The following is a 15737-nucleotide window of genomic DNA, read 5'->3' on the forward strand; positions in this document are numbered from 1 at the left end:
GCGATACTTGCTAAAAGCCTTCGGTTGTTTTAACTTGTTGGCTGATATATATCGGCTTATGGAAAATAAAATCAGCATCGTAACGGGCGCTAATTCGGGTATTGGCAAAGTAACAGCCATCGCACTTGCCAAACGCGGGGATAGGGTTGTGATGATGTGCCGCAACCTTGCAAAGGCAAATGCAGCCCGCGATGCAATCATCAACCTTTCGGGCAACGACAAAGTGGAGGTTATTCAGGTAGATTTTGCCTCACAGCAGCAGATTCGGAAGGCGGCTGCGCAGTTCCTTGCCCGTTACGATCGCTTAGATGTGCTGGTCAATAATGCAGGGTTTCTGGCTTCCGACAAGCGACAACTGACTGAAGACGGCATAGAAACAACTTTTGCGGTCAATCATTTGGGCTATTTTATGCTGACAGGATTGCTAATGCCTGCCTTGGAAAAAGCTGCTGCCCAGAACGGAGAGGCACGGGTAGTATGCGTGGCTTCCGAAGCACATCGCTATGCTCCTTTTAGTTTGGAAAATCTACAAATGGAACGTGGATATAGTGGTATAAAAGCCTATTGCGTCTCTAAGTTGTGCAATATTATCTTTACGGCAGAACTTGCCAGAAAAACGGCAGGAAAAAATATTACAGCCAATTCGCTTCATCCCGGGGCTGTTAACTCAGGTTTTGCAGGTGATACTTCGGGCTGGTTCGCGTGGCTGTTCAAAATTGCCAAACCTTTCCTGATCAGCGAGGAAGAAGGTGCTGAAACCTCAATCTATCTGGCTACTTCGCCCGATGTCAAAGGCATCAGCGGTGGCTACTTCTATAAAAAACGAATGCGACGAAATATGATTGCCGCTGCTACAGACGCGCAAATTGCCCGCCGACTTTGGGAAATGAGTGAACAACTGACCGGCGTTCGATATTAAATGAAAAGACTGTTTATTGCAGCTTTTCGTTTTCCTTGTGGCGGGTTGCATCGCGTTTGGTTTTTTTGTCCATGCGCCGTTGGAAGGCTTCGGTCAGGTCTATTCCCGTCTGATTGGCTAAGCAAATTAATACAAAAAGTACATCTGCCATCTCTTCGCCCAAATCTACTTCTTGATCGGATGCTTTGAACGACTGTTCGCCATATTTTCGAGCCATGATGCGGGCCACTTCGCCGACTTCCTCCATCAATATGGCAGTGTTGGTCAGTTCGTTGAAGTAGCGCACACCGATCGTGCTGATCCATTCATCAACAATTTTTTGGGCTTCCCGGATGGTCATAAGAACTATTTTTTATTTTTGGAATCAATGATGATCGTTACGGGGCCGTCGTTGAGCAGGCGCACTTTCATATCAGCGCCAAAAATACCCGTTTCAATTTTTTTACCGGTCAGTTGTTGCAAGCGGGCAATCATTGCCTCGTAAAGTGGAATAGCCACAGGCGGTGGGGCAGCCTCTATGAACGAGGGACGATTGCCTTTTTTGGTGCTTGCATGCAGCGTAAACTGGCTGATAAGCAAGATGTTACCATCAATATCTGCCAGTGCGCGGTTCATTTTTCCCTCCTCGTCGCTAAAAATACGCAGCCCGGCAATTTTTCCTGCCAGCCATTCTACGTCTTCGGTGGTATCGTTGTTGGCAATGCCCAGCAGCACCAGAAAGCCTGTTGCAATCTGCCCGTGTACATGTCCTTCTATGGTTACAGAGGCTTCTGTAACGCGTTGCACAACAGCAATCATCAGTAGCATCAGAAGTTATCGTAGTGTTCTTTGATAATGCGAGGCGCTGTTTCGCGCAAGATATCCCACTCGTAGTTAAGCGTCGCCATCGCATGATGCGCCGTCAGGTCGAAGAGGCAGGGCACTACTGAGACATAATTATGTGCAATTGCCCACTCGTCGGTATCTTCGCCTTTATCGGGATTTTCAAAACTACCTGCCAGCCACAGGTATTTTCTGCCGTAGGGATCAGTTCGTTCGTCAAACTCTTCCTTCCAGCGGGCTTTTGCCTGACGGCAGATCTTGATGCCTTTGATCTCTTCTTCCTGTTTTCTTGGAAAATTGACATTGAGTGCTGTTCCGCGTGGCAGCCCTGTCTTGAGCACTTGCTGTGCGATCGAGGTTACATAGGGGATGACATGGCTAAAGTCGGCATCTTTGCTAAAATCGCAGAGCGAAAAGCCGATGGCAGGCATTCCTTCGATCGCGGCTTCGATCGCGGCCGACATCGTACCCGAATAGAGAATGCTGATAGAAGTATTGCTGCCGTGGTTAATGCCGCTAACGACAAGGTCAGGGGTTCTATCCTTAAGGATGTAATACTTTGCCAGTTTGATGCAATCGGCTGGAGTTCCCGAACTTTCGTAAGACTCTACGCCCTCAAAAACAGATGATCTGTAGATTTTGAGCGGCGAGTGGATCGTGATGGCGTGTCCCATGCCCGACTGCGGGCTGTTGGGCGCTACTACCAGCAGATCGCCCAGCGGACGCATGGCTTCTACCAGTACGCTGATACCTTTGGCTGTAATGCCGTCATCGTTAGAAATTAGTATAAGAGGTCTGTCAGATTCTTTCATTAGGCAGCTGATGAAGTGCTTCTTCTTAAATCGTAGATAAATAATGTACTCAAAACCACTGTGATAGCCAATGGGATCACCATACTTCCCAAAAGTACGACAGGATCGAACAGTTTGTTCATTTGGTTAAAAAGTAATCTGCCTGCAATTGCACCTATAACCGTAACAACAGTAATTAGACCCAAGATGTGTCCGCGCCTTTCAATGGGGGAGTGGAAGGTTGCAATGCCTACCAATACAGGGCCAATGCTTCCCGTAGTAAAAGAGAGTACCAATATTAGCAACATAGGTGTTGGCAGATCGGGCATCGAGTCTATTGTACTAGTGGGCTGAAAATCAAACATACTAACAGCAAAAATCATAATGATGATAATGCTTATCAATAGTTTGGTAATCAGAATAGCCTGTAAAGGAAAATAATGTACCAGCGCAGCAGTAATCAAACGACTGCTGATGATAGAGGCAATTAATAGGATCGTATATTGCCATACCAGCGTATCGCTTAGTTGTAAAAAACTCGCATTGTAGTAGCTCATCCATGCAAAAATAAAAGTATTAACTATGATAATAAGCCCAAGACAAAATGCCATCAGTGCAATAAGTGTACGCGATAAGGTACTCAAAATATTGGGAAGACTCATAACAACAGCCTTGAACTGATTTCCCGATATAGGAGAGGGCTTGCCAAACTCGTAACGATCTTTCATAAAAAAGACCAAAGCCCCGAGTGCCAGGCAGGCGATACCAGATACTAAATATAACTGATGCAGTTCGAGTTGTTGTGCATAAATCATTGCACCCGAGAGCAATACAGTAAGCATTACACCCGACATGTAGGCAGTTTCTAAGTGGCAGATATCGGAAAGCAAACCTTCCTCCCTGCTATTTTGCAGCGATAGTTCATAAGCAAAGCAAAGGCGAAAAATGCCAAATATGAAACCGACAACTATATAAAGCGACCAGAATGTCCATGAACCGGGTACTGCAAAGGCAAACAAAGAAGCTACTGCGAGCGATAAAAAGCCTGCCAATAGGATCTTGCGCAGATTTATGCTTGTAACAAGCGAAGCTACCAGCACGCCGCCTACCAGGCCTGCCAACTCTCTGTACAAGGTTACATTGCGGATGCTACTGCTATCTATATCGTACTGATAAGCAGCCACACTGATAAAAATAGCCGAAAAAACCAGCGTTGCTACTACAGCATAAGACCAATATAGTAGATTCTTTAGTCTGACTTCATTCATGGGACTATCCGACAAGACAACAAAGCAAATGTATCAATTTTCTCTCAGAAACCCATTTGTGTTGTATATTGCCAACCAAAAGTTAAACCCTTACAATACGAATGATTCCTTCGCGTATCTATTTGATTGGTATGCCCGGATCGGGCAAAACAACTTTAGGTAAACAATTAGCCGGCAAAATTGCATACCACTTCGTTGATCTGGACGATTTGATTGCAGAACAGGCACAAATGAGCATTGCCGATATTTTTGCACAAAAAGGTGAAGCGTATTTTCGCGAGCTTGAGAAAGAGGCTTTGCATAGCACTTTTAAAATGTCGCGTACCATAGTTGCCACCGGAGGCGGAACACCCTGCTTTTTCGATAACATGGAGCAGATTAATACTCATGGGTTAGCAGTTTTTATTAATGTACCGCTTTCATTAATTGCAGGTAGGATTGAACGCCAGCAACAAGAGCGCCCGCTGCTCGCCTCTGAAAGCGCTGAGCATATCTTAGAAAAACTCAAGGAGTTGTATCAAAAACGATTCCCGTATTATGATCAGGCAGAAGTAGCCATTAGCGGGCTGGATCTGAACGCCGACTACATCTACAACAAGATCCACAAATACCTTTCCGAGCAATAAAAAAAGAGACTGTACATTTTTTTCAAAAAAACGCCTGCAAAGTTTGGAGTTTAGAAAAGCACTTTATTACTTTGCTATATCAGTCAATTGCTCGTGCAATTGATTTATACAGAAAGGGGGAGAGACTAGGCTCGATGAACCCTTAGCAACCTGAATCATTCAAGGTGCTAATTCCTAACCCAAAAGGGGAATATAAATTGATTGCTACTTATGAACACACAGAGCATTAATTCCACAAATTCACATCCTCATTCATTTGCAGCTTTGTCTGTGAATTATCCCTTCACTAACAGATCTTTTGCCAACACATTCGCTCAAATGTGTTGTTGTTACTGTTGTTAGTCCTCCTGTTGTTTTGCTGATCCTTTGGGGTTGATACACCGCTTCGGTTGGTGTGTATTACTATCTTTTATGCAAATTTTATACATTCCATCTTAATTTATTAACAAACCATGTCAAAATCACTTCATTTCGAGACATTACAGCTCCATGCCGGACAAGAAATTGATCCCACAACACGCTCTAGAGCTGTACCGATCTATCAGACTACTTCCTATGTGTTCAAAGATGCTGAACACGGGGCTAATCTGTTTGCGCTCAAAGAGTTTGGCAACATCTACACCCGTTTGATGAATCCTACTACCGACGTATTTGAGAAACGCGTAGCCGCTTTGGAGGGCGGCGTAGCTGCTTTGGCGGTAGGTTCGGGGCAGGCAGCGCAGTTTATCGCACTTAATAATATTTTGCAGGCAGGCGATAATTTTGTCAGCAGCCCCTATTTATATGGCGGCACTTACAACCAATTCAAAGTAGCCTTCAAAAGATTGGGTATTACAGTTAAATTTGCCAACAGCGATAGTGCAGAAGATTTAGAAGCGCAGATAGATGCTAATTCTAAAGCTATTTATGTTGAAACGATTGGCAATGGCGCATTCAGCGTGCCTGATTTTGATCGCGTAGCGGCTTTGGCACGTAAATACGATCTACCGCTGATTGTTGATAATACTTTTGGTGCGGGCGGATACTTGTTCCGTCCGATTGAGCACGGAGCTAACGTTGTAGTAGCCTCTGCCACTAAGTGGATCGGCGGGCATGGTACGAGCATCGGCGGCGTTATCGTTGACGGCGGTAACTACAACTGGGGCAACGGCAAGTTCCCACAGTTTTCAGAACCTGCTGAAGGCTACCATGGATTGAATTTCTGGGAGGTGTTTGGTAGCGAAGGCCCGTTTGGCAACATTGCTTTTATCATTCGCGCAAGGGTAGAGGGGCTGCGCGACTTCGGACCCGCGCTGAGTCCTTTCAATTCCTTCCTGCTGTTGCAAGGTTTGGAAACGCTTTCGCTGCGTGTAGATCGCACAGTAGATAATGCGCTCAAAATCGCACGTTGGTTAGAGGCGCATCCTGAGGTGATTGCTGTTAACTATCCCGGACTGGCGAGCAGTCCTTTCCACCAGATAGCCCGTAAGTACTTCAAGAAAGGCTTTGGCGGCGTACTGACTTTCACCTTGCGCGGCGATCGCGAACGGGCGGCAGCATTTGTCAACAGCCTGCAACTGATCAGCCATCTGGCCAACGTAGGAGATGCCAAAACGCTGATTATTCACCCTGCTTCAACTACCCACCAGCAACTCTCTGATAAAGAGCAGTTAGCAGCAGGCATACAGCCTACTTTGTTGCGTCTTTCTGTCGGTATCGAGCACGTAGATGACATCATCGGCGATATTGAGCAGGCACTTGCAAAAATTACAGAACCGGAAGGCGCTTTAGTATAATCATCTATCAACCAAACGCAGAGAGGGCGGGGTTTGCAAAAATGGATAAGGCGAGGCAAACCTCCGCACTCCACGCGCTCAATACAGATCATGCAGCTATGGAAAACAAGACCTCCATGCGTATTTTTGAATATAATCAGCCTTTTGTCTTAGAGCAGGGGGCAGTGTTGCCACAATTACAATTGGCTTATACTACGCTTGGCACACTCAATCAGACACAGGACAATGTCATTTGGGTTTGCCATGCGCTGACAGGCAATTCCGATGCTGCCGACTGGTGGGCAGGTCTGATAGGCGAGGGGCGTTTTTACGATCCGCAGGAGTATTTTATTGTCTGTGCTAACGTGATTGGTTCGTGCTATGGCAGTACCGGACCGCTTTCCATCAATCCGGCAACGGGCAAGCATTACTATGCAGACTTTCCCGAAGTAACGATTCGCGACATGGTGCGCGCGCACGATTTACTTCGCAAACACTTGAATATCAAGCAAATACATACTTGCATAGGCGGATCGCTCGGTGGGCAACAGGCGCTTGAGTGGGCGATTATCCAGCCTGCGCTCATCCGTCATTTAGTAATGCTGGCTTCTAATGCCTATCATTCGCCATGGGGAATCGCATTCAACGAAGCGCAACGCATGGCTATTTATGCCGATCCAACGTGGAAAGAGGCGCAGCCTGACGCAGGTCGAAATGGGTTGAAGGCAGCCCGTGCTATCGCACTGCTGTCGTATCGCAACTATAAGGCTTACCAACTGCGCCAAAGCGAAAGCTCGAACGAAAAGTTTACTGATTTCAGAGCAGCAAGCTACATGCAATACCAGGGCGAAAAACTGATCAAGCGCTTCAATGTGATTGCCTATTTGCGCCTTTCGCGGGCGATGGACAGCCACAACATAGCACGGGGACGCGCCGATATTGCCGATGTACTGGCAGGAGTTCGTGCCAAAACATTGGTTGTAGGCATCTCTTCCGATATCCTGTTTCCGCCTGAAGAGCAGCAGTTCATGGCTCGTCTGATTCCTGATGCAGGCTATGCCGAAATAGATTCCGTTTACGGACACGATGGTTTTCTGGTAGAATACGAGCAAATTACTTCACTGTTAGTATCTTTCTACAAAAGAAAACCGCTACTGAGGGTAGCGGCGTAATCAACTAAGGCTTATTCTGTCGAGATGATCAATTGCTCAATATCTTCGGTAAATAGTTTGGGGTAGTGTTTGCGCCACTCGCCAATCATTTGCTCGAAGGGCAGATCATCGAAAGACCCGTAGTCGTGCAGGTATTCCATGAAGCGGTTGCCATCGCGACTAAATTGCTGAAAGACAGAGTCTTCTTTTCCATTAAATTCTAGCGGATCTACGTTCAGTTTTTCGCAAAGTGCTGCATTAAAGGCGGGGGTGGCTTTCACCCATCGTCCCTCTAAGTAGAGTTCTGTATAGCCGTGAAAAACCAGCACGTTAGTTCCCAGCACTTTTTCCAATTTTTCCGTTCCGATATGATTGGTCACATTAGCAAAACCCAGCCTTGAAGGAATACCGATGGCCCGGGCTGTTGCTGCCAGAATAGTAGCCTTGTCTATACAATGTCCTTCGGCTTGCTGCACCTGTGCGCTAGCCCGAAAATCTTCGGGCTGCATGGAAATCTTGTGCGGATTATAGCGGAAGCCGTCGCGAACAGTGTAGTAGAGTCGCACTGCTTTTTCAGTAGCAGTTGTATCTTCTGAAAAATCAATAGCTGCCACAAAAGACCGGATAGCTTCGCTCGTATGGTCTATGAAGTAGGTGCTTCTAAGATATTGTTCCATGTTATACTAAAATAAGTCAGATACCATGCAGTTTTTATACCGTAGGAATGGCATATGGTTAGCGTTGAAATTATCCCTGCCCCTTTTTCTGTTCCTTAGGAGCTGTATTGGTAATTGGTGAAGCTCTTAATCGAACAATGGAAGAAGAGGACAATGGTTGTAGATTTACCCATCATGCAATTCATATATGGTATTAGTTGCATGTTGAGGTGAATGACTGAAAAGGCATACAAGCATAAGCCATCAGACTCATGCTTGTATCAGGGATAAATGAAATGGAAATATGATGAATTAGAAAGGATACTTATTCTGTTCAATCACAAAGTCAGCTATTTCGCGGCGGATCGCTGTTGCATTGATTGGGTTCATCTTAGCAAAACGCTTCAGGCCCATCAGCATTACTTTCTGCTCATCTCCGGTTGCAAAGCTATTAATGGCTTCTTTGCCATGGTAGCCTACTTTGTCCACTGCACGATTCAGGTACAGGCGCGACATGTTGATGTGCTGGCGGCAAGCCGCTTCACCACGAATGCCAATCAGTTTTTCGGTGCGTAACAGAGCAGATTCAGCTACATAAGTTTCGATAATCATATCGGCAACGTGCATCATCACTTCTTGTTGCTCTTCCAGTGCAGGACCGAAAGTCTGAGCAGCTTTACCTGCTACCATCAGTACGGCTTTCTTCAGGTTTTTGATTACTTCTTTTTCTTCTGCAAACAGTACAGAAGTATCAATAGCGGTAAAAGTTGGAACGCTGGTCAGTTCTTTGGCAACTGCCATTGCAGGGCCCATAACGTCTAACTCGCCCGACATTGCACGTTTCAGGATCATTCCTACAAGCAACATGCGGTTGATTTCGTTTGTCCCTTCATAGATGCGGGTGATGCGTGCATCGCGGTAGGCGCGTGCCATAGGCGCTTCTTCAGAGAAGCCCATGCCGCCATAAATTTGCAGACTCTCGTCCACTGCGTAATCTAATACTTCAGAACCGTGTACTTTCATAATAGCACACTCGATCGCGAACTGCTCTACGCCTTTCAATTTTGCCTGCGCTTCATCCATACCTTCGGCAATGAGCGATTCGATTTTATCTTCGATACACTGTCCTGCACGGTAGGCAGCCGACTCAGTAGCATAAGTCAGCGCCGTCATCTCGCCAATTTTGTATTTGATAGCTCCAAAAGAAGAGATAGATTTTCCGAATTGTTTGCGCTCGTTGGCATAGTTCGTAGCCATCGAGATCACATCTTTGCTGGCGCCAATAACGGCAGCACCCAGTTTGATACGACCAATGTTAAGGATATTGACAGCGATTTTGAAGCCATTGCCGCGTGTGGAAAGCATGTTTTCCACAGGCACGTGGCAGTCGTTGAAGAACACCTGACGGGTAGAAGAACCTTTGATGCCGAGTTTTTTCTCCTCGTCATTCATGGTAATTCCGCCGTAGTTTTTTTCTACAATGAACGCGGTGAGGTTTTTATCATCATCAATTTTAGCGAAAACGATGAACAAATCAGCAAAACCTGCATTTGTAATCCACATTTTCTGTCCGTTGATGATATAATATTTGCCATCTTCGCTCAAGCGGGCTTTTGTTTTGCCCGAGTTTGCATCAGAACCTGCATCAGGCTCGGTGAGGCAATAACTGGCTTTCCACTCGCCGGTAGCTAATTTTGGTAAATATTTTTTCTTTTGATCTTCGTTGCCATAGTACAAAATAGGCAGCGTACCGATGCCTGTATGTGCACCAAAAGCAGTAGAGAAAGAGCCTCCTGTTCCCAATACGTCGGCTACAAGCATAGAGGTGTTAAAACTCATGCCCAGCCCGCCGTATTCTTCGGGAACTGAAATGCCCAGCAAGCCCAGTTCGCCTGCTTTGTTCAGCAATTCTACGGTAAAACCTGATTCCACATCTTCCATTTTCTCAATATTGGGGAAAACTTCGGTGCGCAGGAAGTCCGTACAGGCTTGCGCCATCATGCGTTGTTCTTCGGTAAAGTCTTCAGGAATGAATACATCATGTGCTTCAGACTCGCGAATCAGAAACTCTCCGCCTTTGAGAGCTTCTTTTCTTTCTACCATTTCCATAATATACAGCGTTTAATGATTAGGTGCACGAAAAATGTTATGCAAGCATAACAATACAAAGGTAAAGAAAAAAATGTTATGCACGCATAATAATCGAAAAAAAATTTTGCCTCTAATCCAGATTGTTGAAGATGGTGCTCATGATGTGCATAAGCCGCTGATAGTCAGTAATATCGAGTCCTTTCCAGCCGTCTTTGCGCATCTGGATTACCACAGGCAGCATTTGATTAACTTTCTTATATCCTTTGGCAGTCAGTTTCAGCATGAACCGGCGGCGGTCGTTCTCATCGGTCGAACGGGTAGTGAGTCCTTTCTTGCAGAGTTGATCTATAATGCGCGTAACAGTGGGGGCATCCTTAAAGGTGCGATCGGCAATTTCGTTCTGGCTGATGCTTTTGTTTTGGTAAATACAGTCCAGCACAACCCACTGGTCAACGGTTACGCCAAAGTGGTGTGCATTGAAACGGCGTTGCAGGTTCTGGCGGATGCGTTTGGTCGTCCGCTCGATGACAAAGCCATAGTTAGTAATCTGGGTAAGAAATTCCTGCTCTATCTGAGAATCCATGCCAGTAGCGGTAGAATTTTCCATGTATCGTTTTAATTGTTGATGAAAAAAGGGGCTAAGAGTCTGTTTGTAAAAATCCTGTCAGGTGCAAAAACCTAACAGGATTTCGTTATTGAATAACTACAGAAAGAGCCACTTACATACCTATTCCTCGTCGCCATCTTCAGTAGCATAGCTGAATGAATAGACAGAGTCGTCCAATTCAAGCGTGCCGTCGTTAAATTGGCGAACAAATTTCTCGATTACCTCGTCGTTGATTTCTTCTACATTCAAACATATGTCAATGCCAATGCCAAAATCAACTGCTTCATCAATATTGACAAATTCAGAAACACCAACTTCGTCTTCACTCTCAATCTCTTCGATCAACAGATCCAGATAGTCCTGTTGCTCTTCGGTGGCTTCGTCATAGTTGGTATAGTTCGGGAATTTCTCCTTCAGTTTTTGCTCTGCCATGTCGAAAACTGCCATTTCGTACTCTGCGCGAAGCGGATAAATAAACGCATCGAAAATGACTTCTTTGCCATCGTGTTTACCCACAAATTGAAAATAAGCAGAGTCCTCATCAGGTTGCTGCTCGTCGGTTACGTATATGAATGACTTCTTGGCTTGCTTGCACTTTTCCTTCAGCGCAGCAATTTTTTCGGGGTTGAATCCTTCGTTCATTGTTCTAAAGTTTAAAAAACCATATAGCAAAGTAACAAAGTTTGCAGGAATATCAATGAAAAAAAATCCGATATTTGTCGCTTAATAAAGCTTGGCATGGAACTCTCCCCGCTTTCTGCAATTTCTCCGATAGATGGGCGTTACAGAAAACAAACCGAAGCGCTCGCCTCCTTTTTTTCTGAACAAGGGTTGATTAGCTACCGCGTACAGGTTGAAATTGAATATTTTATCGCGCTTTGCGAGTTGCCGCTGCCCCAACTGGCCGATTTTAACAGCCATCTTTTTGAAGAATTGCGCAACATTTACCGCAATTTTTCCGCAACAGATGCACAGCAAATCAAAAAAATAGAAAAAACGACCAATCACGACGTAAAAGCGGTTGAATATTACATCAAATCACATTTTGAACGGCTACAAATTGCTCGTTACCAAGAATTTGTACATTTTGGACTTACTTCACAGGATGTTAATAACACAGCCATTCCGCTTTTGCTGAAAGAATCTGTAACTGCCGTTTATTTGCCGCTTTTGGGCGAAGTTGTTCAAAAACTCTCGGCAATGGCAAGCCAATGGGCAGACGTTCCGATGCTTGCTTTCACGCACGGGCAACCGGCTTCTCCCACCCGCTTGGGCAAAGAAATTCAGGTGTTTGTCTATCGCTTAGAAGAACAGTTAAAAGCCTTGCAATCAGTTCCTTACAGCGCCAAATTCGGCGGCGCCACAGGCAATATGAACGCGCACAAGGTAGCCTATCCTGCCATTGACTGGCAAAATTTTGCCAATAACTTTGTCAATAAAACATTGGGCTTGCGCCGCTCTCAATGGACAACCCAAATTGACAATTACGACCACTTGGCAGCATTTTTTGACGCGCTGCGCCGCATCAACACCATCCTGATTGATTTTGCCCGCGATGTGTGGTCGTATATTTCTATGGGCTATTTCAAACAACGCGCCGTCGCTCATGAGGTAGGCTCATCGGCTATGCCACACAAGATCAATCCGATTGACTTTGAAAATGCGGAAGGCAATCTGGCTTATGCCAACGCGATTTTTGGCTTTTTGGCTGAAAAACTACCCGTTTCGCGCCTGCAACGCGACCTGACAGACTCTACAGTGCTGCGCAATGTGGGCGTTCCGCTGGCGCATACGGTAGTGGCACTGCACTCGCTCAAAAAGGGCTTGGGTAAAATCGGATTAGACGAGCATCGCCTGCGAGCCGACCTGAACAACAACTGGGCAGTAGTTGCCGAGGCGCTGCAAAGCATCCTCCGCCGCGAAGCCTATCCACAGCCTTACGAAACGCTCAAAGCCCTTACGCGCGGTCAGGGCGATATTACGCGGGAAAGCATCGCCGAGTTTATCCGCTCGCTGGAGGTTTCCGACGCTGTCAAAGCCGAAATGCTGGCGGTGAGTCCATTTAATTACACAGGAATTTGATGATTTTCAATGTTACCATATTAGGCAGTTCGTCCGCTGTGCCGGGTTGGGGGCGCGGATTGCCCGCACAAGTGGTCAATTTTAACGAACAACTCTACCTGATTGACTGCGGCGAAGGCACGCAAATGCAAATTCAAAAGTTTGGCATAAAAGCAAGCCGCATTCGCCACATTCTCATTAGCCATCTGCACGGCGACCACTACTTAGGGCTGGTAGGGCTGCTTTCCAGTATGAGCCTGCAAGGACGCACCCAGCCAATCAATCTCTACGCTCCGCGCGAACTGGCAGAAATTCTGACGGTGCAATTTCGCTGCACGGGCATTATACTGCATTTTCCGCTTAACTTCTATCCGTTGGATATGGAAAAGCCTTCGGTAATTATTGACAATGAAGTAATTACGGTAAGCACGCTGCCACTGGTACATGGGCTGCCCGTCGTCGGTTTCCTCTTTCGCGAAAAAGCAAAGCCACGCAACCTGATCAAAGAAAAACTACCTGCCAACCTGCCTTTCGGACATTTGCAAGCGCTCAAACGCGGTGAAGATGTTGTTTGGCGAGGGGAAACACTGGCGGCGGATGACTATACACAGCCGCCCAAGCCGCCGCGCAGTTATGCCTACTGTTCCGATACGCTGTACCACCCGCCGGTGATAGAATGGGCAAAAGGTGTCAATTTGCTTTACCACGAAGCTACTTTCGCCGACGACATGGAAGCACGAGCCATAGAAACAACGCACTCCACCGCACGACAGGCAGCCACGATTGCACAAAAAGCAGCAGTCGGGCAACTGCTGCTGGGACATTTCTCGACCCGCTACCGCGAAGTAGATATACTGCTCAGCGAAGCCCGCGAGGTATTCCCCAACACGCTGGCTGCTGCGGACGGGGCTGTTTTTGAGGTGGGTTAGGGGGTGCGGGTTTGGTATTGTCGGTTGGATTGGCGCAATTATTTTCCTGTTTCGCAAGTTGTATTGCCGCGATGCGTATTTTGCATTGTCGTAGTCCATATAAAGCTCATTATGAGTATCTTATGACTTTTTATAGACGTATTTGCTTGTTAGCGCATCAATGCGTAATATTGTTACAGGGATGTGCGCGAGTTGCGTATATTTGAGAGTTGGCGATAATGCTAAAAAGACAACGACAATGGAACAATTAATAACCAGTATTTATCAGACTTTAGAAGACTATCGGGCAGACGAGAACAGACCCCATGTTCGTATGACAACCGACAGTATTAGAAATTGGATTAATCAGTTTGACAATGACTTGAGAGTGCCAATTCTTACTGAACTTGACAATATTTTCAAGAAAAGGTATTGCTCAAAATCAAAAGTTAAGGACTTCTTAGACCAGGTTATTCAAGTTCTGACAAAGGACTTCGGCTTCAAAAGTGCTAAGGAATTTCTGAAAAATTCTGACTTTCTAAATCTTCAACCAGAAGGCAAGAGCCAAAGGATAATGCTGTCATTGTTTGACGAGTTAATTCAGGATAAATATGGACTTTCTCTTGCTGACTGTGGAACGACTTCAAAAAAATACTCAATCTATATAGACGACATACTTTGCACAGGACTGACACTTATTTCCGACATAAAAGACTGGTCAGAACAAAATTTTTCGGCAAATAAAACTAATGGTCAAGCAGTAGCAGACAATTCTACAACATTGGTATTTGCATACGTTTTTATACACGAAAAAAATTACAGAAAGAAAGTAGCGGAGATGCGACATAAGATTTCTAATGACGTATCCTCAAAGCACAAAATGTATAGACTAATTGAAATTGAAAATGGTGTTTCCCAATCCTCAAAGATTGATTTAATATTTCCATTAGAAGAAGGACAAACGGACAGAGTTAAAGAATATCAAGCGGAAATTACTAACCGTGTTGACCAAAGAGCAAATGAAAAGGGTTGGAAAACAGGGCCAAATGAGTTTTATCGCCCAGTAAACCTACCGATAAATGAAGTTTTTTTCACCACAGCCGAAAATCGTAAAATAGTGGAGAACGCATTCCTACAAAAAGGAATTCAAATTCTTGACAATGCAAATTCACAAATACCTAATATGAGAGCCTTAGGGTATTCACTTCCTTCATTAAAGGATTTTGGATTTGGTGCATTGTGTTTTACGTGGCGGAATGTTCCTAATAATGCTCCATTAGTATTTTGGTATTCGGGTGATGGGTTTACTCCACTATTTAAGGTAACACGGGGTGGTAACCCAATTGTAAACTTTAACTTTGTAGCTAATCCTACAACTCCTGATGATGATTTACATTTTTAATTATGGAAACGAAAAAACACGAACATAAAGTCTATTACGCAAATGAGTGTTGTGTATTCAGAAAGACAAAAGAGCTTTATGGTGGTCTTTCAAATATGGCCTCAGGCTTTCCATTGAGAGTTAATGGGGTTCATATACTTACTTCTGAAGCATTATATCAGGCTTGTAGATTTCCACATCTTCCAGACATTCAAGAGAAAATAATTAAGGAGAAAAGTCCAATGTCTGCAAAAATGGTTGGCAAGCCATACAGGAATAACTCAAGAGAAGATTGGGATGATACTCGTATCAAAATAATGCGATGGTGCCTGAAAGTAAAACTTTCACAGAATTTTTTTGAGTTTGGTAAGTTATTAGAAAGCACTTTTGATAAGCCGATAGTTGAAGATAGTAGTAAGGATGATTTTTGGGGTGCAATTAGAGATAAACAAGATGAGAACATTCTTAAAGGCACAAATGCATTAGGACGGCTACTTATGGAGCTAAGACAATTTTACAATGAAAAGAGATATAGTTATGAAATGTTCGTAGTTGAGCCTTTAAATATTCCAAATTTCACACTCTTTGGACAAAAAATTGACACAATTGATGAACGAGAAACATTTATTTCAAAAATTAAAAAATCAACAAGATATTTTGAAATTGAAAATCTGAAAAATTGGACATCAAAAGAAAAGGAAT

The 15737-nt window shown here is 44.8% G+C and carries 16 protein-coding genes and 1 riboswitch; of the genes, 8 read left to right on the forward strand and 8 right to left on the reverse strand.

Translation table 11 applies throughout. The features are described from left to right. Positions 1-58 precede the first annotated feature (58 nt). Positions 59-919 carry an SDR family oxidoreductase gene (locus ACWIP2_RS11085; protein ID WP_448519996.1) on the forward strand — a complete coding sequence of 287 codons (861 nt, stop codon included), beginning with the start codon at positions 59-61 and terminating at the stop codon, positions 917-919. 13 nt (positions 920-932) lie between these two features. Here the strand turns inward: ACWIP2_RS11085 and ACWIP2_RS11090 are convergent, their stop codons facing one another. The 4 genes from ACWIP2_RS11090 to ACWIP2_RS11105 are packed head-to-tail and all read right to left on the reverse strand — an operon-like array spanning position 933 to position 3800. Then, on the reverse strand, positions 933-1259 hold the full coding sequence (locus tag ACWIP2_RS11090; protein ID WP_448519997.1) for a nucleotide pyrophosphohydrolase: 327 nt from the start codon (positions 1257-1259) through the stop codon (positions 933-935). 5 nt (positions 1260-1264) lie between these two features. Further along, complete coding sequence (dtd, locus tag ACWIP2_RS11095; protein WP_448520010.1) at positions 1265-1717, reverse strand: D-aminoacyl-tRNA deacylase; 453 nt, start codon at positions 1715-1717, stop codon at positions 1265-1267. Between the two features lie 8 nt (positions 1718-1725). Next, the gene (surE, locus tag ACWIP2_RS11100) at positions 1726-2553 is read right to left on the reverse strand and encodes a 5'/3'-nucleotidase SurE (RefSeq protein WP_448519998.1); all 828 of its coding nucleotides are present in this window, start codon (positions 2551-2553) and stop codon (positions 1726-1728) included. After that, the gene (locus ACWIP2_RS11105) at positions 2553-3800 is read right to left on the reverse strand and encodes an MFS transporter (protein ID WP_448519999.1); all 1248 of its coding nucleotides are present in this window, start codon (positions 3798-3800) and stop codon (positions 2553-2555) included. Before ACWIP2_RS11105 ends, surE begins: the two co-directional genes overlap by 1 nt. A 101-nt stretch (positions 3801-3901) precedes the next feature. Between ACWIP2_RS11105 and ACWIP2_RS11110 the strand changes: the two genes are divergently transcribed. From ACWIP2_RS11110 to metX, 3 genes are all read left to right on the forward strand, one after another. Next, complete coding sequence (locus ACWIP2_RS11110) at positions 3902-4426, forward strand: shikimate kinase (RefSeq protein ID WP_448520000.1); 525 nt, start codon at positions 3902-3904, stop codon at positions 4424-4426. A gap of 101 nt (positions 4427-4527) precedes the next feature. Continuing rightward, positions 4528-4625, forward strand: a riboswitch (SAM riboswitch). Between the two features lie 253 nt (positions 4626-4878). After that, the gene (locus ACWIP2_RS11115; protein WP_448520001.1) at positions 4879-6201 is read left to right on the forward strand and encodes an O-acetylhomoserine aminocarboxypropyltransferase/cysteine synthase family protein; all 1323 of its coding nucleotides are present in this window, start codon (positions 4879-4881) and stop codon (positions 6199-6201) included. Positions 6202-6242: 41 nt separating this feature from the next. Next, the gene (metX, locus tag ACWIP2_RS11120; RefSeq protein WP_448520002.1) at positions 6243-7352 is read left to right on the forward strand and encodes a homoserine O-acetyltransferase MetX; all 1110 of its coding nucleotides are present in this window, start codon (positions 6243-6245) and stop codon (positions 7350-7352) included. Positions 7353-7363: 11 nt separating this feature from the next. On the opposite strand, the gene ACWIP2_RS11125 is transcribed toward metX, so the two are convergent. From ACWIP2_RS11125 to ACWIP2_RS11140, 4 genes are all read right to left on the reverse strand, one after another. Then, positions 7364-8008, reverse strand: coding sequence for a transglutaminase-like domain-containing protein (locus ACWIP2_RS11125; protein ID WP_448520003.1), 645 nt, complete (start codon positions 8006-8008; stop codon positions 7364-7366). A 291-nt stretch (positions 8009-8299) separates the two neighbouring features. Next, complete coding sequence (locus ACWIP2_RS11130; protein WP_448520004.1) at positions 8300-10096, reverse strand: acyl-CoA dehydrogenase family protein; 1797 nt, start codon at positions 10094-10096, stop codon at positions 8300-8302. Between the two features lie 112 nt (positions 10097-10208). Further along, entirely contained in the window at positions 10209-10685 is a 477-nt protein-coding gene (locus ACWIP2_RS11135; RefSeq protein ID WP_448520005.1) for a MarR family winged helix-turn-helix transcriptional regulator, read from the reverse strand. Positions 10686-10805: 120 nt separating this feature from the next. Further along, a complete protein-coding gene (locus ACWIP2_RS11140; protein ID WP_448520006.1) occupies positions 10806-11327 on the reverse strand; it encodes a hypothetical protein in 522 nt (173 codons plus the stop codon). Between the two features lie 96 nt (positions 11328-11423). Here ACWIP2_RS11140 and purB point away from each other — a divergent pair, with 96 nt between their 5' ends. The 4 genes from purB to ACWIP2_RS11160 all read left to right on the forward strand — a co-directional run. Further along, positions 11424-12767 carry an adenylosuccinate lyase gene (gene purB, locus ACWIP2_RS11145; protein WP_448520007.1) on the forward strand — a complete coding sequence of 448 codons (1344 nt, stop codon included), beginning with the start codon at positions 11424-11426 and terminating at the stop codon, positions 12765-12767. Then, on the forward strand, positions 12767-13675 hold the full coding sequence (locus ACWIP2_RS11150) for a ribonuclease Z (RefSeq protein WP_448520011.1): 909 nt from the start codon (positions 12767-12769) through the stop codon (positions 13673-13675). Before purB ends, ACWIP2_RS11150 begins: the two co-directional genes overlap by 1 nt. Positions 13676-13913: 238 nt before the next feature. Beyond that, complete coding sequence (locus ACWIP2_RS11155) at positions 13914-15056, forward strand: phosphoribosyltransferase-like protein (RefSeq protein ID WP_448520008.1); 1143 nt, start codon at positions 13914-13916, stop codon at positions 15054-15056. A gap of 2 nt (positions 15057-15058) precedes the next feature. Then, positions 15059-15737: NADAR family protein (locus ACWIP2_RS11160; protein ID WP_448520009.1), on the forward strand; the 679-nt coding region annotated here is incomplete at its 3' end.

This window comes from Rhodoflexus sp. (assembly GCF_053489755.1).